A 22,771-nucleotide genomic window follows, 5' to 3' on the forward strand; every position below is an offset into this window, starting at 1 on the left:
TCAGCTCTCAGACTGATGCTGACTGACAAATCCGGGTATGGGAAAAGGCATGACGTTGTCGCCACTGGAAATCTTGGCGACGCCGGTCTTTTCGACTTCATCTATGCGGATGATGGCCTGAAGGGGAATAAAGCTGCGTTTAACGTCCTGAAACTCGTTTTTGAGTTTCTCTTCGCCGGGATCGACCACCACCTGACTGCGCTCATCGAACAGGAATTCCTCTATTTCAATGAATCCATAGAGCTCGCTTTGATACACCTGACGTGCAAACAGCTCATAGACCTTCCCTTTGTTGAGGAATGTAATGCGATAGATTTCCTGACGACTGGCCATAAGACTCTCGTGGACGACTACTGGGAATGGGAGCGAGACGCGTATTGTAACGCAAACCCCTGTCCGGAATACAGCTGACTGATAGTCAGGCTTCTTTTGAAGCCCATTCAGACTTATTCGCGAGCGTCAGAACTGGTATAATCCGCGCCTTTCTGTAATTCAGCAGCTTTATTTCCACAACGAGCCCGAATTGTCATGAGCACCAACGAGCAAGCCAGCGGCACACGCAAAAAAGTCTACATCAAGACCCACGGATGCCAGATGAATGAGTATGATTCGTCACGCATGCTGGATTTGCTGCGAGAGACGCAAGGTGCAGACCTGGTGGAAACACCAGAAGAAGCCGACATTCTGCTTCTCAATACCTGCTCGATCCGTGAAAAAGCCCAGGAAAAAGTCTTTCACCAACTGGGCCGCTGGCGCAGTCTCAAGGAAGCCAAACCCGGTCTGAAAATAGCTGTGGGTGGCTGCGTGGCGAGCCAGGAAGGCGAAGCAATTGGAAAACGCGCGCCCTATGTCGATGTTGTTTTTGGTCCCCAGACACTGCACAAATTGCCTGAAATGCTGGACCGCTCCGGCCGCGGACTGCCGCTGGTAGACATTACGTTTCCAGAGATCGAAAAATTCGACCGCCTGCCGGAGCCAAGTGTCGCAGGCTGCCAGGCATTTCTGACCATCATGGAAGGCTGCAGCAAGTACTGTTCATTCTGCGTCGTGCCCTACACCCGCGGCGAGGAAGTAAGTCGACCGCTGGATGACGTTCTGGCAGAAGCAGCGCATCTGGCAACACAGGGCGTGCGTGAAATCAATCTGCTGGGTCAGAATGTCAACGCCTACCGCGGGCTGAGCCACGACGGCCAGATTGTTGACCTGGCGACCTTGATTACCTACATCTCGGCGCTGGACGGAATCGACCGCATTCGTTTTACGACGTCACACCCGACAGAGTTTTCTGCCAATCTGATTGAGGTCTATCGTCACGTGCCGGCACTGGTCAGCCATCTGCACTTGCCAGTGCAAAGCGGTTCGGATCGCATCCTGGCCGCCATGAAACGCGGACACACTGCTCTGGAATATAAATCCATCATTCGCAAACTGAAGGCAATTCGCCCCGACATCAGTATGTCGTCGGACTTTATTGTTGGCTTTCCTGGCGAGACACAGAAGGATTTTGAAGACACCATGAACCTGATTATTGATGTCGGTTTCGACACATCATTCAGTTTCATCTACAGCCCCAGACCAGGCACGCCGGCATCAGACCTGCCCGACAATACCAGTGAGCAGGAAAAGAAGCACCGGCTTACTGTGCTCCAGGCACAGATCAACCAGCAGGCAGCCGCTATCAGCCAGGCAATGGTGGGCAGCACCCAGCGCGTGCTGGTCACCGGCGAATCCAAACGTGGCCTGAGCAGCCTGCAGGGCCGCACCGAGAACAACCGCGTGGTCAATTTCCACTGTGACGACACCCGCCTGATCGGGCAGTTTGTAGATGTCCGCATCCGCGAGGCCTATCCGAACTCCCTGGCCGGAGAGCTCTAAGCAACAGCATCTGGACCTGTAGCGGGCAGTTGCGGAGATAATTGTGGCCAGATTTTGCCCATCACACGGATTGCTCTATACTGATTGCCCAGTCTGAAAATATGACGTCTCACATTTGAGGTGGAGGTAGTACCCCAGCTGCATGGCTACTGAACAAAGCACTCAACGGCTCACTTTGACGCCGGAAGACACACATCGCCTGGCGAACCTGGGCGGTCATCTGAACGAGCACATCCACCAGATCGAAAAATCACTGGCGCTGCAGATTCGGCAACGCGGCAGCGAATTTGAATTGTCTGGCGAAGCTGATGCCGTCCGCGAGGGCATCAGAGTGCTTGAGTCGCTCTATGCCGTGACTGCTGATGGCACCAATGTCAGCCCCGACCTTATTCACCTGACTCTCAAGGAGTCAGGGTTTACGCCTGTACCGCCAGCCACACCACAGGCAGTTCAGTCCGCCGAAGACAGCACCCGGCCAGTCCTGATAAAGACCCCGCACAGCTCAATCAAACCGCGCGGCCGACATCAGCGGCAGTACGTCGAGTCGATCCGTCAGATGGACATCAATTTTGGTATCGGTCCGGCAGGCACCGGCAAGACCTATCTGGCCGTCGCCTGTGCCGTCGAAGCATTGATGCAGGACCAGGTCAAACGACTGCTGCTCGTGCGACCCGCCGTCGAGGCTGGCGAAAAACTGGGCTTCCTGCCTGGCGACCTGTCCCAGAAAATCGATCCATATCTGCGCCCTCTCTACGACGCTCTCTACGAAATGCTCGGGTTTGAGCGGGTTACCCGCCTGATCGAAAAAAACGTTATCGAAGTGGCGCCTCTGGCCTACATGCGCGGACGCACCCTGAACGGCTCGTTTATTATTCTGGATGAAAGTCAGAACACCACCATTTCCCAGATGAAGATGTTTCTGACGCGAATCGGTTTCGGCTCCACCGCTGTCATTACCGGTGATGTCACCCAGATCGACCTGCCCTCAGGCACACGCTCCGGCCTGGTTCACGTCCTGAAGGTATTGAACGGCCTGCCAGGAATCGGCTTCAACTTTTTTGACTCCAAAGATGTGGTGCGACATGCACTCGTGCAGCGCATCGTCGAAGCTTACGACGCCTACGAGAGACAGACGACCATCAAATCGCTGAGTAAAGATGACGGCAGCCATGAACGTGACGGTTGATGTCATTTGTGAGCATCCATCTCTCAATGCGCCGGACAGCGACAGCATCGCGTCCTGGTGTACTGCCGCACTGACACATCAGACTGCCAATGAATCCCTGCACGAGCAGCAGCGCAGCGGCCAACCCTGTGTCATCAGTGTGCGGATCGTTGATCGCGACGAGGCAGCCCAACTGAACCACCAATATCGCCAGAAAGACTATGCAACCAATATTCTTTCGTTTCCTGCCGACATTCCCGGTACCGTTGCAGCACAACTGGACGAATATCCGCTGGGTGACCTGGTCGTGTGTGCCGATATCGTTATCGAAGAGGCACAGGCACAGGGCAAGTCGACAATTGACCACTGGGCGCACCTGATTGTGCACGGCGTCCTGCATCTTTGCGGACTGGATCATCAGGACGACGAAGAAGCAGAACTCATGGAACAGCTGGAAATACGCATTCTTGAAGGCTTCAATATTGCCAACCCCTATTACGACAGGAGCAACATACCGGCATGACCGACGACCCTCCCAGTAGCGAGCCGCGGCAAAAGTCCTGGCTCGAGCGCATCGCGCAGGTGTTTTCTGATGAACCAACCGACACCAGAAGCCTGCTGAATCTGCTCCGCAATGCCGAGCAGGATCAGGTGCTGGATGCTGATGCACTGAGCATCATCGAAGGTGCCCTGCAGGTATCCAGCATGCAGGTGCGCGAGATCATGATCCCGCGCTCGCAGATGACGACGGTCTCGGTGCGACAGACGCTCGCCGAAATTCTCGACGTCGTCGTCGAAGCTGCGCACTCCCGCTTCCCGGTGACGGGTGAAAACCCAGACCAGGTGATTGGGATTTTGCTGGCAAAGGATCTGCTGCCACTGGCGCTGGGCGATAACGCCGAACGATTCAACTTGAAAGATATGATCCGACCGGCAACCTGTGTTCCGGAAAGCAAACGACTGAACGTTCTGCTGCGTGAGTTCCGCGAGACACGCAACCATATGGCAGTCGTAATTGACGAATATGGTATGGTCTGCGGGCTGGTCACCATTGAGGACGTTCTGGAACAGATCATCGGTGAGATCGATGACGAATACGACGTCGATGACGAGAGCTACATCAAACCGCTAGGCGATGAGCAGTATATCGTCAAGGCGCTGACCCCGGTTGAAGAGTTCAATGAATTCTTCGGCAGCGAGTTCAGCGAAGATGATGCCGACACCGTTGGTGGCCTGCTGTTGCAGGAGCTGCGGCATATCCCGGAACGCGATGAGACAGTTGCACTGGGCGGCTACCAGTTCACGGTTCTGAACGCCGACAGTCGCCAGATACGTCTGCTAAAACTGACCGCGCTGCCTCCGGGCGCGGCAGAAAACATTGACTAGACAGACGCAAACACTAACCGAAAACAATACTGCCCCAAACAGACGACTATTCGAGACAACTTACCAGCCATGAGCAACAGCGAAGAAACCCAATACAATCCACAAGAAGTGGAGGCACAGGCACAGCAATACTGGGAGCAACACCAGTCATTCAAGGCCAGCGAAGATCCGACCCGGGAAAAGTTCTACTGCCTGTCGATGTTCCCGTATCCCAGTGGCCACCTGCACATGGGACACGTACGAAACTACCTGATCGGCGATGTCATCAGCCGCTATCAGCGAATGCAGGGCAAGAGTGTGCTGCAGCCCATGGGTTGGGACGCGTTCGGCCTGCCTGCGGAAAATGCCGCCATGCAGCGCGGTATCGCGCCGGCCTCATGGACCTGGAGCAACATCGACTACATGCGCAAGCAGCTCAAACAGCTGGGTTATGCCTATGACTGGAGCCGGGAGCTGGCAACCTGTCATCCGGACTATTACCGCTGGGAACAATGGTTTTTTACGCGTCTGTTCGAGAAAGGCCTTGTCTACAAAAAAGAAGCCGAAGTGAACTGGGACCCTGTCGATCAGACTGTGCTTGCCAATGAGCAGGTGGTTGACGGACGCGGCTGGCGTTCCGGCGCCCTGGTGGAGCGTCGCAAGATCCCTCAGTGGTTCATCAAGATCACGGCCTATGCACAGGAACTGCTGGACGACCTGGACAAACTGGATGGCTGGCCAGACGAAGTGCGAACCATGCAGGCCAACTGGATTGGTCGATCCGAAGGTGTGGAGCTTAGCTTCGAAGTGGCAGGCCAGGACACCAGGCTTACGGTCTATACAACCCGCCCGGACACCCTGATGGGCGTGAGCTATGTCGCTGTCGCACCGCAGCATCCACTGGCCTTGCAGGCGGCTGAACAGAACGTCGAGCTTGCACGTTTCATTGAAGAACAAAGCCACATCAAAGTGGCAGAAGCTGACATGGCTACGATGGAAAAGAAAGGCATGGACAGCGGGTTCAAGGCTGTTCACCCGATCAGTGGCGAACAGGTACCGGTGTTTGTCGCCAATTTTGTCCTGATGAGCTACGGCACTGGCGCCGTGATGGCCGTGCCTGCCCATGATCAGCGCGATTACGAATTTGCCCGCAAGTACCAGCTGCCCATCAAGCAGGTGATCAAACCCGGCAGCGATGACGAAGTCTGCAAGCTTGAAGAGCAGGCGTTTACAAGCAAAGGCATTCTTATCAATTCCGGCCAGTTTGATGGCATGGATTCGGCAACCGCTTTTGAGGCGATTGAAAAATGGCTGCGCGAGCGGGATCTTGGCAGCAAACAGATCAACTTCCGCCTGCGTGACTGGGGTGTATCCCGGCAACGTTACTGGGGCACCCCTATCCCGATCATCAACTGCCCGGATTGTGGCGCTGTACCGGTGCCTGAGCAGGATCTGCCAGTGGTATTGCCAGAAGATGTCAGTTTCACGGACTCTGGCTCTCCATTAAAGAAAATGCCGGAATTCTATAGTGTCAAGTGTCCCTCTTGTGGCAAAGATGCAGAGCGCGAGACAGACACCTTCGATACCTTCATGGAATCGTCCTGGTATTATGCCCGATACAGCTGCCCTGACCTCAAGACTGGCATGCTGGACGAGCGCGCAAATTACTGGCTGTCTGTGGATCAGTATATCGGCGGCATAGAACACGCCATTCTTCACCTGCTGTATGCGCGTTTCTTCCATAAACTGATGCGCGACGAGGGTCTCATTTCCTCGGACGAACCTTTCAAACGCCTGCTGACTCAGGGCATGGTTCTCAAAGACGGCAGCAAGATGTCCAAGTCCAAAGGCAACACCGTGGAACCGGCCAAACTGATCGAGCAGTATGGCGCAGACACGGTGAGACTGTTTACGATGTTTGCAGCACCGCCCAACCAGTCTCTTGAATGGTCGGACAGCGGCGTGGAAGGCAGCTCCAGGTTCCTGCGCAAACTCTGGCGGGTCGTAACAGGCTACGGTCATAGCACTGCGTCTTCGCAATCGCCGGACCAGACCCAGTTGGACAGTGAGCAGAAGCAGCTGCGCTACAAAACGCATACGACACTGGAAAAGGTCAGTGACGACTATGGGCGACGGCAGACATTCAACACAGCCATCGCAGCCATCATGGAACTGGTTAACAGCATCACCCGTTTCCAGGATGACCGCGCTGACAATTTGAGTGAGCAGGATAATGCAGTCATCGGGGAAGCTCTACAGATTGTGCTGCTTGGCCTGTCGCCAGTAGTTCCGCATTTTTGCCACGCTCTGTGGGCAAGTATCGGAAAACCGGGCGCCATCATTGATGAGCCCTGGCCGACAGTTGATCAGGCCGCTCTTGTGCAGGATGAGATTCAGGTCGTCATACAGGTCAATGGCAAGCTGCGTGGCAAGTTGACCGTCGCGCGTGACACCAGCAAGGACAAGCTGGAAGCACTGGCCATGGCCGATGACAACGTACAACGGCATATTGCCGACAAGACCGTTCGCAAGGTGATTGTTGTGCCGGGCAAGCTGATCAACATCGTGGTGGGCTGATGAACGCTTTACGCCGTCTGTTGCTGATCTCGCTGCTTGTGGCGTTGTCTGGCTGTGGCTTCGCGCTTCGCGGCGCCCAGACAGCCGTGTTGCCGATGCAGCGGATGGCGCTGACCGTGCCATCAGGCCCCTACCCTTTGCAGGGAGCACTGGAAGACACTCTGGAAGCCAGCAATGTCGAAATTGTTCATGGCAACGGGCAGGTTCTGGAGCTTGCTCTGTCTGCGGAGCAACTGGAGCGGCGTGCAATCAGCATCAATACGCGAGCCGGGGCGGGTCAGTACGAACTGATGCTGAGTGTCGATGCCGCTTTGCGACAGGGCGGTCAGGTCATCGCTGGCCCCGAGACCTTTCAGGTACGGGGCACATTTTACGAAGACACTGCGAACATCAGTGGCAGCAACAGCGGGCTGGAGCTGACTTTAAATGACATGCGGCGCGAACTCGCCGACAACATAGTCCGACGCCTTCAGGCCGTGGAATTATGAAGCTGTATGCCGATCAGTTAGCCAGACACTTTCAGTCAGGCAAACTGATGCCGGGCTACTGGCTGGCTGGAGATGAACCCCTTCAGATGCGTGACTGTGCAGATATTGTCAGGCAGACCACCAAAACACTGGGTTATACCGAACGCGAAGTCTACGAGGCAGACCGGCAGTTTGACTGGCGAACGTTGACCTCGGCAGGCGCCAGCATGTCATTGTTCAGCGACAAAAAGCTGATCGAGCTGCGCCTGGGCTCCAGCAAGATCGCCGACGCTGACAGAAAACTGTTGATTGAGTATCTCAAGTCAGCCCCGGAAGACACCTTGCTGCTTATCCTGAGCCCCCGTATCGAAGGGGCTGCGACCAAAACCCAGTGGTACAAACAGCTCGAGTCCTTGCTTGGCGTAGTGCAGCTTTATCCGGTTGAGGCATCACGCCTGCCAGCATGGATCACGCAACGCCTTTCTCAGCGTCAATTGAGTGCCGATGCTGATGCCTGCCAACTGCTTGCAGATCGGGTTGAAGGTAATATGCTGGCCGCTGACCAGGAGATTGAAAAACTATCTCTGCTGTTCGGGTCAGGTACACATCTTGACGCGGCAGCGATCGCTCGCAGCGTCGCAGACAGCTCGCGCTTCAATGTGTTTGCGTTGATTGATGCCTGCCTGGCTGGCGAAGGTGGCAAGGCGATAAGAACACTGCGACGTATGCGCGACGAGGGCGCCCAGGCCCTGATGATCAATACCATGCTGGCCCGTGAGCTCCGCACTCTGCATGGCGTGGCCTGTCAAATGCAGAGAGGCCTGTCGGCACAAAGCGTCATGCAGTCCCAGCGGGTCTGGAAATCAAGGCAGGCGCTGATGAGCTCTGCGTTGAACCGTTTAAGCGAACCCGCGCTTAGAAACCAGCTGACGCTGGCCAGACAGATCGACATCAGCGTCAAAGGCCTGACCCATCTGTCTGCATGGGAACTGCTGGAGCAGCTTGTCGCGCGGCTGAGTGGCCGGGCGCTTAAACTCCCATCCGACTCAAGGTGGCAATAATCTCACGCATCAGTCGCTCGGCGACTGGATGTGTCGCGGCGAAGCGCGCCTCGAGCGCGATGGCATTATCCATTTCCGGACTGTTACGCGCGGATGTTTCCAGCAGCGTATCAACATCGTCGTCAAGCTGGCGCGCCAGTGCCAGCGTGTCGTCGTCCAGATCCTCTGTTTTGGCTAGCTCCGACTGAAGCTCCTGCAGCAACTGCCTGATTCTTTCCTGGCTCACACGTATTCCTCCATCGTGAATGAATACATGTTAATGCCAGTCAAAGGACCACACAAGCAGAACCGGTGTAACCGGTCCTGCTCAATGTGAAGCCACCGAGGTATTTTCTGTCGCGCCAATCAGCTCGCTCTGCTGGCGACCCTGGAGTAGGCACGCTGCTTGAGACGACGGTGGAAACGACGCTCGCGGCTCTTGTACTCAAACCAGTAACGAGGCACATTCAGTAGCAGTGACCACCGTGTTGTGTAGCTCACACGGATAGTTGAATGGCTCTTGTCGCCCGACATCAGCATCGGAGCGCCTTCATAGATATCCTTGGCTCCAGTCATGGCGTGGACGTGTCGAATATTGATATTGCGCTGATTGGCCATCAACAGGACAAACTGTTTACGGCACTTAAAGGCGTCAAGTATCAGTTTTAACCAGATGCTGAACTGTTCAGAGGCTGTTTTCAGCGATGCACTCATCCAGACACCATTGATTTCCATCATGTCGTAGGCTTCGTTGCGGAAGAATTCATGAGATTCCCTGACGTCATCGGGAACAAACATCAGACTTCTGAACTCCGGCTTGGTAACCAGCATGTATCCACCAACCATCTCGTCACCCTTATAGCCAGCCACAAACGTGCTGCGCTGCGCATAGTCATAAGGCAGCTTGACACCGACGTAGCCCTCAAAACGGCTCAAAAAATACTCGATATCTTTTTCCTGGGTCAGAGTTTTGAATTTGATCGCTTCCATCGTTTTATCCTCGGTAGGAACATGCCTACGTGTTGTTGGTAAAGTTGATACTCGTTTGCCTGATCACTGTTCAGGATCATGCGTTCTTCCTTCCTGGCAGACATCACATAAAACGCCATCAGATACACGAAGCTCAGCCACAACAATATCGTACCGAACAGCCACGTACTGGCGAACCAGGCAATCATGTATGAGACATAAAATGGATGACGAAAAACACCAAACGGACCTGATGTCACAATACTTCCGACATGGTTACTAAATGCGAAGTCAAGTGACTTGGCGGTGCTTATCGCTGACCAGAATATCACCAGCGAAAGGCTGTACAAGAGCGCACAAATGATCAGCTCTGGTTTTGTGATATCCGTCACATTATAAAAAAGCCATGCGGTTGACAGCATTTGAATCGCGACGGCAAAATCATACGTCAATGCGCGTAGTCGGCCAGTGCCAACATTAACGGTAAAGAAACGGAAACGAGCCCAGACAAGGCTTAGCACAATCGTCAGATATAGCGAAAAAACCGCCATTTGCAGCATGACACAATCCCTTTGCAGTATGATGAAACTTTGACATTGTTATACACTCCAGTCCGCGTGTTCGCAATTGCCGACTGGCACCAATTATGTATAATCGGCACACACACAGAATCAGGCCCGCATCATGACTTTGCGACTATGAAAACAGACAAATACGCGGCGTACTGTAAAGAGCACGCTGCAGAATTCAGGGACGAAATGCGCGAGGATGCTGCCAAGGCATTGCGTAACTGGCCAGGGAAAGCCGCAGCGGTTTTGCTGGCCCTGTCTTCGATGCTGACCTGGAGTAATTTGCAGGAGAGCGGCAATCCCTACGCACTGCACAGTATGTTTGCCTATGCTCCACCCATTGCGCTGGTGTTTCTGTATCCGCTACTGACGCTGCTGTTTGCAGGCTTCGAAAAATATTCACGCAGTGTTCTCGACGTCTTCCTGTTGAGTATTCTGGGGGGGTTCTGCCTGACACTGCATTTTGTGTTTGAGCCCAACCTTTCAGAGAGTTATCAGTCTGACGCCTTCCTGGCGCTGTCTGGCCAGATCAACTTTGTGGTGTTGATGACCACCGCCTTTTCGTACCACATAAGTTTTGCACTGACATTGCTGCGCAATACTATTTTTGCTCTGCTGGCCGCCCTTCTGATATTCCTGATCAATCCGGAGTTCCTCGCCATCAACGCGATACAGCTGGTGCAGGGTTATCTGGGCGGCATCATTGTCAGCTGGCTGTTTTTCCGCCGAATACAGACACGCTTTTACTACAAATCCATTGACGCAGACACCCGTCAGCATCTGTACAAGCAATTGTCCAAACTGGTTTACCCTCACCAGCTGGAGCGAATCAAGGCTGGCGATCAGCTCGAATCCACCATGCCGGTTGAGAAAAGCAAGGCCATTATCAACGTCTTTGATATCCAGAACTCAAGCAATATAAAACATGAACGAACTCAGGATTTTTTCCTCGAAGTATTCCGGGCGTTTTCGCAGATATGCATGATGGGTTACAAACACAACCCATTACAGGCACGCGCATTCCGACTCAAGGAGACTGGCGACGGTTTCATCAGTGCGGTCGGGTATCCTTTCCTGACGGATCAGAAACACACGCTTGCAGACCATGCCGTTGAAACCGCCCTACTGATGTTCAGAGCGTTTAACACGGAGGTCGACAAATTCGCCTATGGTTATCCAATCAAGGCGGCTATGGGGCTAGCCTACAATTCGGTACAGGGCACCTTCCAGAGCAGTGGTATTCGCGCTTACGACCTTTTTGGTGATGCGCTGGTCCAGGCCTATCGTTATGAAGAACTTCGTAAGCACCCTGTCATCCAGAAAGCCATCCACGCACGTGCCGATGATCTGGGGCTGCGCCACTACAACATCCTGATCATCCAGGAAGTGATATTTAACACACTCTGTGATGGCTTCAAGTCGCTGTTCACTCCACTGCCGCTTACGCGCGAGGACCATCCGATTCCGCAGGATCCGGACGCGCAATACATCTATTTCCACATCCTCGACTAAGCGGCTACCGGCGCGCCCGGGGGCACTGTCATGAAATCCTGTAGCCGATACGCTATAATGTCGCGGCTTTGATATTCCCATTCATCACCACAGGATGACAAATGACAGACGCCAATGCATCAGTTGCCGCCAGTAGTCTAGACAATGACAAGAAGCACACCGTCGAAAAAATCGGCGGCACTTCCATGAGTCAATTTGACGCCGTTCGACAGAATATCTTCATGAACCCCGCGCTCAAAGGCGATTACTACCAGCGAATCTTTGTTGTATCAGCGTATGCCGGCATCACCAACATGTTGCTGGAGCACAAAAAAACCGGACAGCCAGGCATTTATGCACTGTTCTCTGACGCTGAGGAGCAGCAAAGCTGGCGCGACGCGTTTAAAGCACTGCGCGATCGCATGCTGGAGATCAATGCTGATTTATTCGCACCGCATCCACCCAGCGAGAAAGAAGAGGCCGACAGCTTCATTCTGGACCGTCTGAACGATGCAGAAAGTGTTCTGGAAGACGTATCCAGCCTCTGTCAGCACGGCCATTTTGCGCTGTCCGACTACCTGCTGACGGTTCGCGAGATGCTGGCCAGTCTGGGCGAAATGCACAGCGCCTCCAATACCGCGCAACTTCTCCGTTTGCACGGACTGAACGCACGTCTCGTCGACTTGTCAGGCTGGGCCAGTACCAAACATCTGTCGCTGGACGACCATATCACCAAAGCTTTTGAAGGTATCGATCTAAGCAATGAACTGCCGATTGCAACCGGTTACAGCCATTGTGATGGCGGCCTGATGGCCATATTCGACCGTGGCTACAGCGAAATGACATTCAGCAGGATCGCCGTGCTGACGGGCGCTCGCGAAGCAGTCATCCACAAAGAATTTCACCTCAGCAGTGCCGACCCGGGCATTGTCGGCGAAGACAAAGCGGTACCGATTGGCCGCACAAACTATGACGTGGCAGACCAGCTGGCCAACCTTGGCATGGAAGCGATCCATCCCCGGGCCGCCAAAGGCCTGCGACAGAGCAACATCCATTTGCGTGTAAAGAATACATTTGAGCCCGAACACAACGGCACCTTGATCACGCGCGACTACGTTAGTGAGTCCGCCTGCGTTGAAATCATCGCCGGCCGGAAAGGTGTGTATGCCATTGAGCTGTTTGACCAGGACATGGTGGGCGACCTATCACATTACGAGAAACAGTTTCTGGGACAAATTACGCGATACAAGGCACAGGTAATCAACAAAGACCTCAATGCCAACACTATTACTCACTACCTGTCTGCCAACCTGAAAACCGTCAAGCGCATTCAGGCATCACTGGCTGATCTGTTCCCCGGCGCCGAAATAAACGTGCGCAAGGTGTGTATCGTTTCTGCGATTGGCAGTGACCTGAAGATTCCTGGCATGCTGGCTCGTACAGCCAAGGCGCTGGCGGATGCTGGCGTTGATATTCAGGGTGTACATCAGTGTATGCGGCAGGTCGACATGCAGTTTGTGCTGGACGAGGATGACTTCGAAACGGCGATAAAAGCCATGCATGAGCAACTGGTGGAAGTATACAACCACGGCCGCGCCATCAAGCTGGCCTGAGCATGAAGCCAATCGAGCTGCTGAGAAGTGACACCCCGGCGTGCCGGGAGCTGCTCCACTTCAATAACGCCGGCTCATCGCTGCAGCCGCGTCCAGTGACGGACGCGGTTGTGCAGCACCTGTTACTCGAGCAAACAGTGGGCGGCTACGAGGCTGCGCAGGCAAATGCCGACGCCAGTGAACGATTCTATACAGCCTTTGCTGCCCTGCTGAACTGCAACCCTCGTGAAATCGCTTATGTCGAGAATGCCTCGCGCGGCTGGAACCTCCTGCTGCAGGCAATCCCCTTTGAGGCCGGCGATCATATCGTTACCGGTGTCTCGGAATACGCCAGCAATTACCTGTCTTTGCTGCACCTTGCAAAAACACAGGGTGTGATTATCGATATCGTGCCAAACAACGAATTGGGTCAGATTGACCTGGAAAAACTGGAGGCTGCGCTGGACGACAATGTCAGACTGGTGGCGCTGACACACATACCCAGTCAGTCAGGTGTCATTCACCCCGCTGCCGAAGTGGGCAGACTCTGCCAGCAGCGCCGCATACTGTTTCTGCTGGACGCCTGCCAGTCCGCGGGCCAGACTGAACTGGACGTCAATGAGATCCACTGCGACATGCTGACCGGCAGCGGCCGCAAATACCTGCGAGGACCTCGAGGCACGGGGTTTATGTATGTGCGCCACAGCATTCTGGACTATCTGAAACCGGCTACCGTGGACCTGAGTGCAATCAGCTGGCTGCAGCGCGATCATTTTGAGTGGCGGGACGACGCCAGGCGATTCGAACTGTTTGAACACTATGTGGCGGGCAAGATCGGCCTGGCCATTGCTGCGCAGTACGCCCTCGACAACAACATCGCCGAAACCTCGGCTGCCATCCAGCGTCTTGGGCACAGCTTGCGCCAGCAGCTGTCGCGTATTTCAGGCGTGCGTATTCACGATCCGGGTTTCATGGCAGAAGCGAGCCAATGTGAACACCTGGGAGGCATTGTCACCTTCGACACACCACTGTCTGCAGAGACGCTGCAACAGCGTCTGCAGGCGCAGAGCATCAATAGCTCTGTATTGCGCCAGCGCAATACACGCCTGGAGTTTGAGGAACGGGGGCTGGGCGATATCAATCGCGCTTCCGTACACTATTTTAATACCGAAGCGGAAATTACTCGGTTCTGCAACGCGGTTAAACAGGCTATTGCCTGAGCTCTGAGCCTGGGGCCAGATATTCAGGCAAACAGCATTTGAACATAAACTGCAAGAATCGCCAGCGGACAGATGAAACGGATATAAAACGGCCAAATGCGCCAGAACAGACCGTATTCCGCACCTTCACAGCCCTGTTTGATTTCAGTCAGGATGCCATTGCGATTCCATATCCATCCAGCAAATATGGCAAAGAAGAATCCCAGCAGCGGCTGGCTGTATTCGGTGGTCAGGCTTACCACCAGATCGAACAGCACGTTGAAATTGAACACGATTATCAGACTGATGACGGCGATACCCGCACCCAGCACAACCCCCGCCTTGCGGCGTGATACCGAGCGCGTCTCAACCAGATACGACAGCGGAACTTCGAGCATTGATATGGATGAGGTCAGCGATGCAATGGTCATCAATACAAAAAAGGCCAGCGCCACCAGCATGCCAGCGCCGCCCATCTGTTCAAACAAGGCAGGCAATACCGCGATGATCAGTCCCGGACCGGCGACCAGGCCACCCTGATCGTCGTAAATCTGAATACCGTTGTTCAGCGCCACCATCATCGCCGGCAGAATCAGCAGACCGGCGGTTACCGCAATTGCAATATCCAGCAGTGTGACCATACCACCCAGCGCCGGCAGGTTTTCCCGTTTGCTGATATAGGACCCGTAAATCAGCATAGTGCCGACACCAAGAGACAGTGAAAAGAAAGCCTGCCCCATGGCACTGAGCAGCAAGCCCGTATCTGCGACACGACTGAAATCAGGCACCAGATACAGACGCAATCCATCCATGGCGCCGTCCAGTGTCATCACATAGGCAATAAGCGCCACCAGGATAACAACCAGCGATGGCATCAGGCGCGAGGCCCACTTCTCGATACCATGTTTAACGCCAGCCACTACCACCGCAATAGTGAGCATCATGAATACAACAGTGAACAGAGAGTCACGTGTCAGCCCTGGTGTCTGCAACCAGGAGGAAAGTGCATTTGCGCCAACGATATCAGCACCAGCCGCCAGCATGTAGGCCATCATCCAGCCGCTGACTATGGCGTAAAAGCTAAGGATAAAGCTGACCGTTATCATGCCGGCGAAACCAACCGTAGTGCCCAGCGCTCGGCTTGCCGGGCTGGTGGAAAGCCCTCTCAATGCAGTGACCGCATTGGCTTTGGCGTGACGCCCGATGATAAGTTCAGCCATCAATGCGGGATAAGCCAGCGCGAATGCCAGTATCAGATAGGTAAACAGGAATGCCGCGCCGCCGTTACTCGCCGCATTGGTTGGAAATCCCCAGATATTGCCCAGACCCACTGCTGAGCCTGAGGCTGCCATCAAGAAACCAAAACGTGAACTAAACTCGCCGCGCGGTGCACTCATTCGTAGGATTCCAGAACAAAACGAAGCCGGGCCTCGTCTACCATTCTGAGTACGACATTATTCACCAGAGAGACGTTGCCATTATTATTGATCTCGACTTGCGGGATACGCAGCCGCTGATCGCTGGTACTGAAGCTTGCCATACCCTCGGGGTTGATCGCCAGATCCACCATACTGCGTGGATCAATCTCAAAATAAGTCTGGGCGGGATCGTCCCCGGCAACCACACGCAGGAGCATGCTCATGTGTCCGAGCTCGTCCCCGGCATTGACCTTCGTGCTGAGTATGCCCGTCTGGTATTCAAACACGTGCATGGCAGAGCTGAACCGCTGTACCCGGTGCATATTGATCAACACCAGGTTCTCGGTCACGGGTGGAATCCCGTTCGAGGGCAATGGCGCCCCTTCTGAGCTGCGCAAAGGCATGGCCTGCGCCTCACCACCAATAGCATATTCCGTCAGATTGTTTATGGCCTCGGCAACTTCAAGCCCTTCTCCAAGAATGCGCGCAAACACTGTGAAGCCGCCGTTCTGATCGTCCAGTGCCTCCGCATTGTTGGAAACGTTAATGAACCACTGGCTGGTTGCGCTGTTTGGATTTCCTTCCAGTTTGGCCATTGCCAGTGTACCCGCGGTATTGGAAATACCCGGCTCATTGACCACGGCGTCACGCTGGGTAATTCGCTGTGCACTGCAGTTGATTCCCGGACTGGCGCCCTGTGGGCAGTTTCCCAGCCAGCGATAGGCTCCTGACTGAATGACAAAATTGTCTACCGAGCGGTGAAACACAGAACCGCTGTAGTCACCGCGATCCACATAGCCGAGAAAATTGCGCACGGTATTGGGTGTCTGCTCATCAAACAGTTCAATCGTAAAGTCGCCATAGGAAGTGGCCACCCGCACCAGCGTATTGGTCTGGGCCAGCACCGAGGTCGTGGCGAGCATGCCACAGGTTGCGAGAACGACGAGCGTTCGTTGCACAAAGCTGCGCTTGTGGCGGCGTGTATTCATCGAATCCTGCATAAAATCTCCTGTCATCGTCAGGTCGGCAATGTTTGCCTGACGTCAATCCAACCGTACACCCCTGTGCGGGTGATCAATTCCTGCAACAGCAGTTTTTCTACTGTGTGCATGTAATCTGCTTCTGTCTTCAGGCCCAGCTCTTCACCATTCACCAGTTCAGTCACCTGAGTGACTGCAAGCCCCTGATAACCACAGGGATTGATTCGTGAGAACGGCTCCAGATCCATGGCCACGTTCAGGCTGAGGCCGTGATAAGAGCAGCCTCTGCGAATACGCAATCCGAGCGAGGCGATCTTGGCATCCCCGACGTACACGCCTGGTGCTCCAGTTCGAGTCTGTGCGTTAACTTTCAATGATGACAGGGTTTCGATGATGGCCTGCTCAATACCACTGACCAGATCCCTGACGCCCGTCCCTGATCGTCGTATGTCGATCAGCAGGTACACCACCAGTTGTCCGGGGCCATGATAGGTGACCTGACCGCCGCGATCAATTTGCACCACCGGAATATCACCAGGCGCCAGCAGATGTTCGGCTTTGCCGGCCTGCCCCTGAGTGAACACGGGTGGATGCGAAAGTATCCAGATCTCATCCGGTGTTGTCTGGTCCCGCTCGGATGTGAAGGTCTGCATTGCCTGCCAGACCGGCACATAAGGCTGCAAGCCCAGTTGCCGAAGAACCAGAGCCTGACTCATAAAACCAGTCTGACCGCCGAATGACCTTTCAGGTCCGCGAACAGGGCCTGGAGCTGCTCTTCACCGGTAGCTTCGATCACGATCGTTACGGACAGATAGTTGCCCTGGGCGCTGCCGCGGGTATTCATGTTGTCGGCGCTCACCCCGGGCGAGTGAAGCTTGACGATTTCCAGCACGTCAAGCTCAAACCCCTCGACCGCCTCGCCCATCACTTTGATCGGATACTGGCAGGGAAATTCGATTTTTGGCGCTTTCGGTTCGCTCATGGTCTGTTACCTGAACAGGTTCATGAAGAACAGCGTCAGCGCATCGATCAGACGCTTAAAGAAGCCACCACGTTCCACGGCATCTATTGCCACGACATCGCCGGTGTACAGCACCTCATCATCAAGCGTGATGTTAACCTGACCAAGCACTTCACCGGCCTCAAAACCGCCGCGAATCACCTCTTCTGTATCAAGAGTTGCCACCAGATCCTCGGCCCTGCCACGAGGAATGGTCAGGAACACTTCTTCCTGGATGCCCAGATCAACACTGTTGGCCGCCCCGGCCCAGACGCGGGCATTATTGATAACCTGGCCGGCATCATAAAGTTTGTGAGTTTCAAAGAAACGGAAACCATAGCTGAGCATCTTCTGGGTCTCTACTGCGCGCGCCTCTTCGTTGGCAGTGCCCATCACCACAGAAATCAGGCGCATGCCATCACGCTCGGCAGAAGCGACCAGACAGTAACCTGCAGCCGTGGTCCAGCCAGTTTTCATGCCATCAACAGTCGGATCGCGAAACAGCAATGTATTGCGATTGGCCTGGGTAATGCCATTAAAGGTAAATTCACGCTCCGAGTACATGGCGTAATGATCAGGGTGCTCCATGATCTTGACGCGTGCCAGCGTCGCCAGATCGCGCGCCGACATCAGGTTGGTTTCGGCGCCATCATCCAGGCCGCTGGAATTAATGAAGTAGGAGCTGGACATACCCAGGGACTGGGCGTGCTGGTTCATCAGGTCCGCAAAGGCAGCTTCGCTGCCGGCTATGTGTTCCGCCATGGCCACACTGGCGTCATTGCCGGACTGAATGATGATGCCCCGCAGCAGATCTTCAACACGCACGCGGCTGTTTACATCAACGAAGGTTTTGGAGCCTTGGGTCTGCCATGCCTTCTCGCTGATAAAAACAAGATCGTCATAGCTCATATTGCCATTGTCGATTTCCACTTCGGCAATATAAGAGGTCATCATCTTGGTCAGACTGGCGGGCGGCAGCGCCTCGTCTGCATTGTGCTCCATGATGACGTGACCGGTTTTGGCATCCAGCAGAATATAACTGCTACCGGCTATTTCCGGCGCTCTGGGCATAATGTTCTGAGCCGCAGCCGGCATTGCCGAAGCCAGCACCAGACTGGCAGTGGTCAACACGGCAACCAGGCGACGCCAGCGCGTCAATCCTGAATGAGCGGAGGTGGGTGAGTGTGCGTCAGTTTTTGAAATCTGTATTGTCATGAACTAATTACTCTTCGACGGTAAATGGCTGACCCAGGTCAGCAGCTATCATCAGGTCAGTCAGGCGCTGTATCTCGCTTTGCTCAATAATCGGCCCGATTCGAACCCGGTGCAGCTCCTGTTGATTACTCTGAACAGAGCGAATAAACACCGGGCGAGAAGTCAGGTCGCGCAGTCGCGCCGACAGCTGTTCAGCTGCTCTACGACTGGAAAACGCGCCAGCTTGCAAATACTTCCCTGCAGTCTGTGCTACAAGGTCCGTTGCAGCGACGTTATTGGCAGTTGTTGTGACCGCACTGCCTGCATCATTGGCTGCCAGCAACAGCTGCTGACCAGGCACAATGGATTCAATATGCACCAGCGCCGTGCCCTGGTCGGCAAAACCCAGCTTCCAGGCAGCGGCGTAGGAAAGATCAATGACGCGGTCGTTGTGGAACGGACCACGGTCGTTAACGCGAACGATGATGCTGCGTTGATTTTCCAGATTAGTAACTCTGGCGAAACTGGGGATGGGCAAGGCTGTGTGTGCAGCCGAGATCTGGTACATGTCAAAGATCTCGCCATTGGACGTCAAATGGCCGTGGAACTTCTCACCGTACCAGGATGCCAGACCAGTTTGTTGAAAGCCCTCTTCCGTCGCCATGACTCGGTAGCTTCGCCCGTTGACGGTATAGGGCGACCGATTGCCGGCCATGGTTCTCTGCAGCGGTTCGGGCACAACCTCGCGAATACTCGCCGGATCCATAGGTGCTGTTGGCGCACGGTCCTGACTGATGCTGTAGCGGCCACTTTGTGAACTGCTGCTGTCACCGCGCGGGGTAGATGTGCTGCCGCATGCTGCCAGCACTCCGGCCAGAACAACTACAACAAAAATTCTTATTTTCACTATTGTGCCTCTGGCTGATCGCACATCACCTGAACTACCTTTGATTCAATCGTATGCGACCCGCAATACTAACGTGTTAGTCACTGCTTGTCAGTAACAGGGACCCGTCATCCACCTGCTCTTGTTCAATGATCGGCAGCAGATACGCATCCAGCACTTCCCGTGCCAATGGTCCGCCAACCGAGCTGCCGCCTTCGCCATTCTCTATGAACACCGCCACCGCGATGCGTGATTTGGGGGACGCATCAAACGCAATGAACATCGCATGATTCAGATGGTCCTCATTAACGGTTTCAGGATCCATGCGGTTGCCCCGTGCATCAACCTGAACGCCCACCACCTGCGCCGTTCCAGACTTGCCCCCCATCGGATAGGCCAGTGGCTCTGCACCATGCACGTAGGGATAGGCGGTGCCCTCGTGACGTCGGTGTTCGCGATCGTAGGGTTTGCTGACGGTATGCTCCATCGCCTGTCGCACATAGGCCACGTCTTCGGCTGAAGGGAGCAGCGGCTGCAGCACGTCCTCATCCGCAAAAATAGTGTCCGCAAACTCGCCATCGACACCATTCTGGACAGCCTTGAGCATGCGGGGGCGTTTAAAGACCCCGTGGTTGGCAATCGTCGCCGCCGCGCTGGCCATCTGCAAAGTGGTGGCCTGGAACATGCCATTGCCGAAACCTTCAGGCGGCGTTTCGCCCGGATACCAGGGCTCTCCGCGTGCCTCCCGCTTCCACTCTGGTGATGGCACGAGGCCGGGATTGGCATTGGGAATATCCAGTGCAGTGTTGCTGCCGAAACCCCAGGTCAACAGATAGTCGTGCAGCGTATCAATGCCAAGTTCAACCGCGATATGACTGAAATAGGTATTGCATGACTGATAAATCGCGCGCTCCAGGTCGATGGTGCCATGACCTGACTTATCTACCCACCACGTCCAGTCATAGTAAGGCCGGGAACGTCCGGGCAGTCGATAGAAGCCTGGGTCCTGAATGGTAAACTCCTTGTCTACAATGCCATGATACAAACCGGCAAGCCCTACGATCGGCTTGATCGTGGAGCCAGGCACTCTGGGGTTGATCGCACGGTTGAACATGGGCGAATAACGTGACCCGTTAAGCTCATTAAGCTGATCACGACTGATACCGGTCACAAACAGATTGGGGTCATAACCTGGTTTGCTGACCATGGCCAACACGCCTCCTGTGGCAGGATCGATCGCGACAATGGCGCCCCGCCGGTCACCCAGGGCAGCCTCTGCCGCCATCTGAAGCTGAATATCCATGTGCAACTGAATATCCAGCCCGGGTACCGGGTCGGTTCGCCCCAATACGCGCGTGACACGACCCCGATTATTCTTCTCGACGGTTTCGAAGCCTACAGTACCGTGCAGGTGTTCCTCATAAGTCTTCTCAATTCCAATCTTGCCGATGTGATTGCTACCACGATAGTTTCGCGACTGCTCTTCATTCATGGCCTGAAGTTCGTCACGGTTAATTTCCGAGACATAACCAATCGAGTGCGCTGTGGCTTCACCAAACGGGTAATAACGCAGCAGTTGCGCCTCGACAGCAAAACCAGGCAATTTGTGCTGATTGACCGCAATATGGGCAATTTCCTCGTCATTCAGCTGAAACTTCAATGGCACAGACGTGTGAGGTACGGCACGTCGCTGCAGTCGCTCCCGGTATTGCTCCAGGTCCTCGTCAGTAAGTGGTATGAAGTCGCGAACCACTTCCAGTGATTTTTCAAAATCAGTAGCCGTCTCTCGCACTACCGTCAGGTTGAAAATTGGCCGATTGTCGGCCAGCAGACTGCCATTGCGATCGTAGATCAGTCCGCGGGTGGGGGGTATGAACTGGGAATGAAGTCGGTTGCCATCTGAGCGCGCTGAGAAGTAATCATGGTTGAACAACTGCAGGTTGATCATCCATCCGGCGAGGATCAGGACCAGCAGCGTCACGAACCCGGCCGCGAAGATCAATCGACCGTGGAAAACCCGTATTTCCTGTTTATGCTCATCCAAACGGAATTTGTGTGCCATAGTGTCCTGATGTCAGCGCTCGTCCGGGCCATCACGCCCCGGAAAACTTAAGTAGACAGGCTAATTATCAATTAGTTTACACGTAATTTCAGGCGCGATGGTAGGGATGGCCATTGATCACGCTCCAGACACGATAAATCTGTTCTGCGATCAGAATCCGAACCAGCGGGTGAGGCAGCGTAAGTGCCGATAGCGACCACTTTTCCGATGCCTGTTGCAGGCATCTGGGTGACAGTCCATCGGGCCCGCCCACAAGCAGACTCAGATGAAAACCATTGTCACGGATATCAGATACCCGTGAAGCCATCTTCTCGGTGCTCAATGCCTTGCCCTGCACATCCAGCGCCACCAGATAGTCGCGTGAGCCGACTTTGGCCAGCAGACTGTCTGCCTCCTGGTCCATCATCTGCTCCACATTAAGGTTTTTACTGCGCCGTGCCATAGGCACTTCGATCAGATTCATGGCGAAATCAGCGGGCAGCCGCTTTTGATATTCCTGCACGCCCTGACTGACCCAGTCAGGCATGCGGGTACCCACGGATATCAGATTGATGTTCACTCTTTGTCGGTGGCTCGCTTGTCGGTTGCTGACTGCGGACGGAAGCTCCACAAATCTTCAAGTCGGTACAGCGCACGTGTGGCGCCCAGCATCAGATGCACAACCACTGTCCCCAGATCGACCAGCACCCACTCTGCCTGCTCGCGCCCTTCCACACCGCTAACCGGCGCACCAGCCTGTTTGACCTTGACCACAACTTCATCTGCCAGAGCCTTGATATGCGTACTGGATGTACCTGTACATATCACCATGGCGTCCGTTAAAGGTGTCAGGTCAGCCACGTCAAACACTTCGATCTGCTGACCCTTGATATCTTCCAGCGCCGTTGTGATCACTTCAATCAGTTGCTTGTTTTCCAATGCT

Annotated in this window: 23 protein-coding genes; 10 read left to right on the forward strand and 13 right to left on the reverse strand. The window is 54.5% G+C overall.

From position 1 onward, the window contains the following. Complete coding sequence (locus QGM61_RS11590) at positions 1–333, reverse strand: DUF1820 family protein (protein WP_237134716.1); 333 nt, start codon at positions 331–333, stop codon at positions 1–3. 195 nt (positions 334–528) lie between these two features. On the opposite strand from QGM61_RS11590, the gene miaB reads away from it, so the two are divergent. The 7 genes from miaB to holA all read left to right on the forward strand — a co-directional run bounded on the left by miaB (position 529) and on the right by holA (position 8,510). Next, positions 529–1,875 (forward strand): tRNA (N6-isopentenyl adenosine(37)-C2)-methylthiotransferase MiaB, encoded by a 1,347-nt coding sequence (gene miaB, locus QGM61_RS11595; protein ID WP_281133084.1) that lies wholly within the window; start codon positions 529–531, stop codon positions 1,873–1,875. 142 nt (positions 1,876–2,017) lie between these two features. Then, positions 2,018–3,061: a PhoH family protein gene (locus tag QGM61_RS11600; protein WP_237134718.1), complete on the forward strand. Its 1,044-nt coding sequence runs from the start codon at positions 2,018–2,020 to the stop codon at positions 3,059–3,061. Then, the gene (ybeY, locus tag QGM61_RS11605) at positions 3,045–3,563 is read left to right on the forward strand and encodes an rRNA maturation RNase YbeY (protein WP_281133085.1); all 519 of its coding nucleotides are present in this window, start codon (positions 3,045–3,047) and stop codon (positions 3,561–3,563) included. Before QGM61_RS11600 ends, ybeY begins: the two co-directional genes overlap by 17 nt. Continuing rightward, positions 3,560–4,426 (forward strand): HlyC/CorC family transporter, encoded by an 867-nt coding sequence (locus QGM61_RS11610; RefSeq protein WP_237134720.1) that lies wholly within the window; start codon positions 3,560–3,562, stop codon positions 4,424–4,426. The genes ybeY and QGM61_RS11610 overlap by 4 nt, the downstream gene beginning before the upstream one ends. Positions 4,427–4,495: 69 nt before the next feature. Beyond that, on the forward strand, positions 4,496–6,982 hold the full coding sequence (gene leuS / locus QGM61_RS11615; RefSeq protein WP_281133086.1) for a leucine--tRNA ligase: 2,487 nt from the start codon (positions 4,496–4,498) through the stop codon (positions 6,980–6,982). Then, positions 6,982–7,470 (forward strand): LPS assembly lipoprotein LptE, encoded by a 489-nt coding sequence (gene lptE / locus QGM61_RS11620; RefSeq protein WP_281133087.1) that lies wholly within the window; start codon positions 6,982–6,984, stop codon positions 7,468–7,470. Before leuS ends, lptE begins: the two co-directional genes overlap by 1 nt. Further along, the gene (gene holA / locus QGM61_RS11625; protein ID WP_281133088.1) at positions 7,467–8,510 is read left to right on the forward strand and encodes a DNA polymerase III subunit delta; all 1,044 of its coding nucleotides are present in this window, start codon (positions 7,467–7,469) and stop codon (positions 8,508–8,510) included. The genes lptE and holA overlap by 4 nt, the downstream gene beginning before the upstream one ends. On the opposite strand, the gene QGM61_RS11630 is transcribed toward holA, so the two are convergent. The 3 genes from QGM61_RS11630 to QGM61_RS11640 form a co-directional block, all read right to left on the reverse strand. Further along, the gene (locus tag QGM61_RS11630; protein ID WP_237134724.1) at positions 8,479–8,736 is read right to left on the reverse strand and encodes a DUF4404 family protein; all 258 of its coding nucleotides are present in this window, start codon (positions 8,734–8,736) and stop codon (positions 8,479–8,481) included. The two genes, holA and QGM61_RS11630, sit on opposite strands and share 32 nt — an antisense overlap. A 119-nt stretch (positions 8,737–8,855) precedes the next feature. Beyond that, positions 8,856–9,479, reverse strand: a complete 624-nt coding sequence (locus QGM61_RS11635; RefSeq protein WP_237134725.1) for a hypothetical protein — start codon at positions 9,477–9,479, stop codon at positions 8,856–8,858. Beyond that, positions 9,452–10,018, reverse strand: coding sequence for a methyltransferase family protein (locus tag QGM61_RS11640; RefSeq protein ID WP_281133089.1), 567 nt, complete (start codon positions 10,016–10,018; stop codon positions 9,452–9,454). Before QGM61_RS11640 ends, QGM61_RS11635 begins: the two co-directional genes overlap by 28 nt. 138 nt (positions 10,019–10,156) lie before the next feature. Between QGM61_RS11640 and QGM61_RS11645 the strand changes: the two genes are divergently transcribed. The 3 genes from QGM61_RS11645 (at position 10,157) to QGM61_RS11655 (ending at position 14,330) form a co-directional block, all read left to right on the forward strand. Further along, positions 10,157–11,539, forward strand: coding sequence for a hypothetical protein (locus tag QGM61_RS11645; RefSeq protein WP_281133090.1), 1,383 nt, complete (start codon positions 10,157–10,159; stop codon positions 11,537–11,539). A gap of 101 nt (positions 11,540–11,640) precedes the next feature. Further along, positions 11,641–13,131 (forward strand): aspartate kinase, encoded by a 1,491-nt coding sequence (locus QGM61_RS11650; protein ID WP_281133091.1) that lies wholly within the window; start codon positions 11,641–11,643, stop codon positions 13,129–13,131. A 2-nt stretch (positions 13,132–13,133) separates the two neighbouring features. Then, entirely contained in the window at positions 13,134–14,330 is a 1,197-nt protein-coding gene (locus QGM61_RS11655) for an aminotransferase class V-fold PLP-dependent enzyme (RefSeq protein ID WP_281133092.1), read from the forward strand. A gap of 23 nt (positions 14,331–14,353) precedes the next feature. Here QGM61_RS11655 and QGM61_RS11660 read toward each other — a convergent pair whose 3' ends face one another. From QGM61_RS11660 to rsfS, 9 genes are all read right to left on the reverse strand, one after another. Continuing rightward, positions 14,354–15,706: a sodium-dependent transporter gene (locus tag QGM61_RS11660; protein ID WP_281133093.1), complete on the reverse strand. Its 1,353-nt coding sequence runs from the start codon at positions 15,704–15,706 to the stop codon at positions 14,354–14,356. Next, positions 15,703–16,728: a peptidylprolyl isomerase gene (locus QGM61_RS11665; protein ID WP_281133094.1), complete on the reverse strand. Its 1,026-nt coding sequence runs from the start codon at positions 16,726–16,728 to the stop codon at positions 15,703–15,705. Before QGM61_RS11665 ends, QGM61_RS11660 begins: the two co-directional genes overlap by 4 nt. Positions 16,729–16,745: 17 nt before the next feature. Next, the gene (gene lipB, locus QGM61_RS11670; RefSeq protein ID WP_272907348.1) at positions 16,746–17,423 is read right to left on the reverse strand and encodes a lipoyl(octanoyl) transferase LipB; all 678 of its coding nucleotides are present in this window, start codon (positions 17,421–17,423) and stop codon (positions 16,746–16,748) included. Beyond that, the gene (locus tag QGM61_RS11675) at positions 17,420–17,689 is read right to left on the reverse strand and encodes a YbeD family protein (protein WP_237134732.1); all 270 of its coding nucleotides are present in this window, start codon (positions 17,687–17,689) and stop codon (positions 17,420–17,422) included. The genes lipB and QGM61_RS11675 overlap by 4 nt, the downstream gene beginning before the upstream one ends. Positions 17,690–17,695: 6 nt before the next feature. After that, positions 17,696–18,802 carry a D-alanyl-D-alanine carboxypeptidase family protein gene (locus QGM61_RS11680; protein ID WP_317622190.1) on the reverse strand — a complete coding sequence of 369 codons (1,107 nt, stop codon included), beginning with the start codon at positions 18,800–18,802 and terminating at the stop codon, positions 17,696–17,698. Between the two features lie 127 nt (positions 18,803–18,929). Next, complete coding sequence (locus tag QGM61_RS11685; RefSeq protein WP_281133096.1) at positions 18,930–19,808, reverse strand: septal ring lytic transglycosylase RlpA family protein; 879 nt, start codon at positions 19,806–19,808, stop codon at positions 18,930–18,932. Between the two features lie 76 nt (positions 19,809–19,884). Then, positions 19,885–21,849: a penicillin-binding protein 2 gene (gene mrdA, locus QGM61_RS11690; RefSeq protein ID WP_281133097.1), complete on the reverse strand. Its 1,965-nt coding sequence runs from the start codon at positions 21,847–21,849 to the stop codon at positions 19,885–19,887. An 88-nt stretch (positions 21,850–21,937) separates the two neighbouring features. Continuing rightward, the gene (rlmH, locus tag QGM61_RS11695) at positions 21,938–22,408 is read right to left on the reverse strand and encodes a 23S rRNA (pseudouridine(1915)-N(3))-methyltransferase RlmH (protein ID WP_281133098.1); all 471 of its coding nucleotides are present in this window, start codon (positions 22,406–22,408) and stop codon (positions 21,938–21,940) included. Further along, positions 22,405–22,767 (reverse strand): ribosome silencing factor, encoded by a 363-nt coding sequence (gene rsfS, locus QGM61_RS11700; protein WP_281133099.1) that lies wholly within the window; start codon positions 22,765–22,767, stop codon positions 22,405–22,407. Before rsfS ends, rlmH begins: the two co-directional genes overlap by 4 nt. Positions 22,768–22,771: the final 4 nt, after the last annotated feature.

It is taken from the genome of Pseudohongiella sp. SYSU M77423, from assembly GCF_029911965.1.
In the GTDB taxonomy this organism is placed as follows: Bacteria; Pseudomonadota; Gammaproteobacteria; order Pseudomonadales; family Pseudohongiellaceae; genus Pseudohongiella.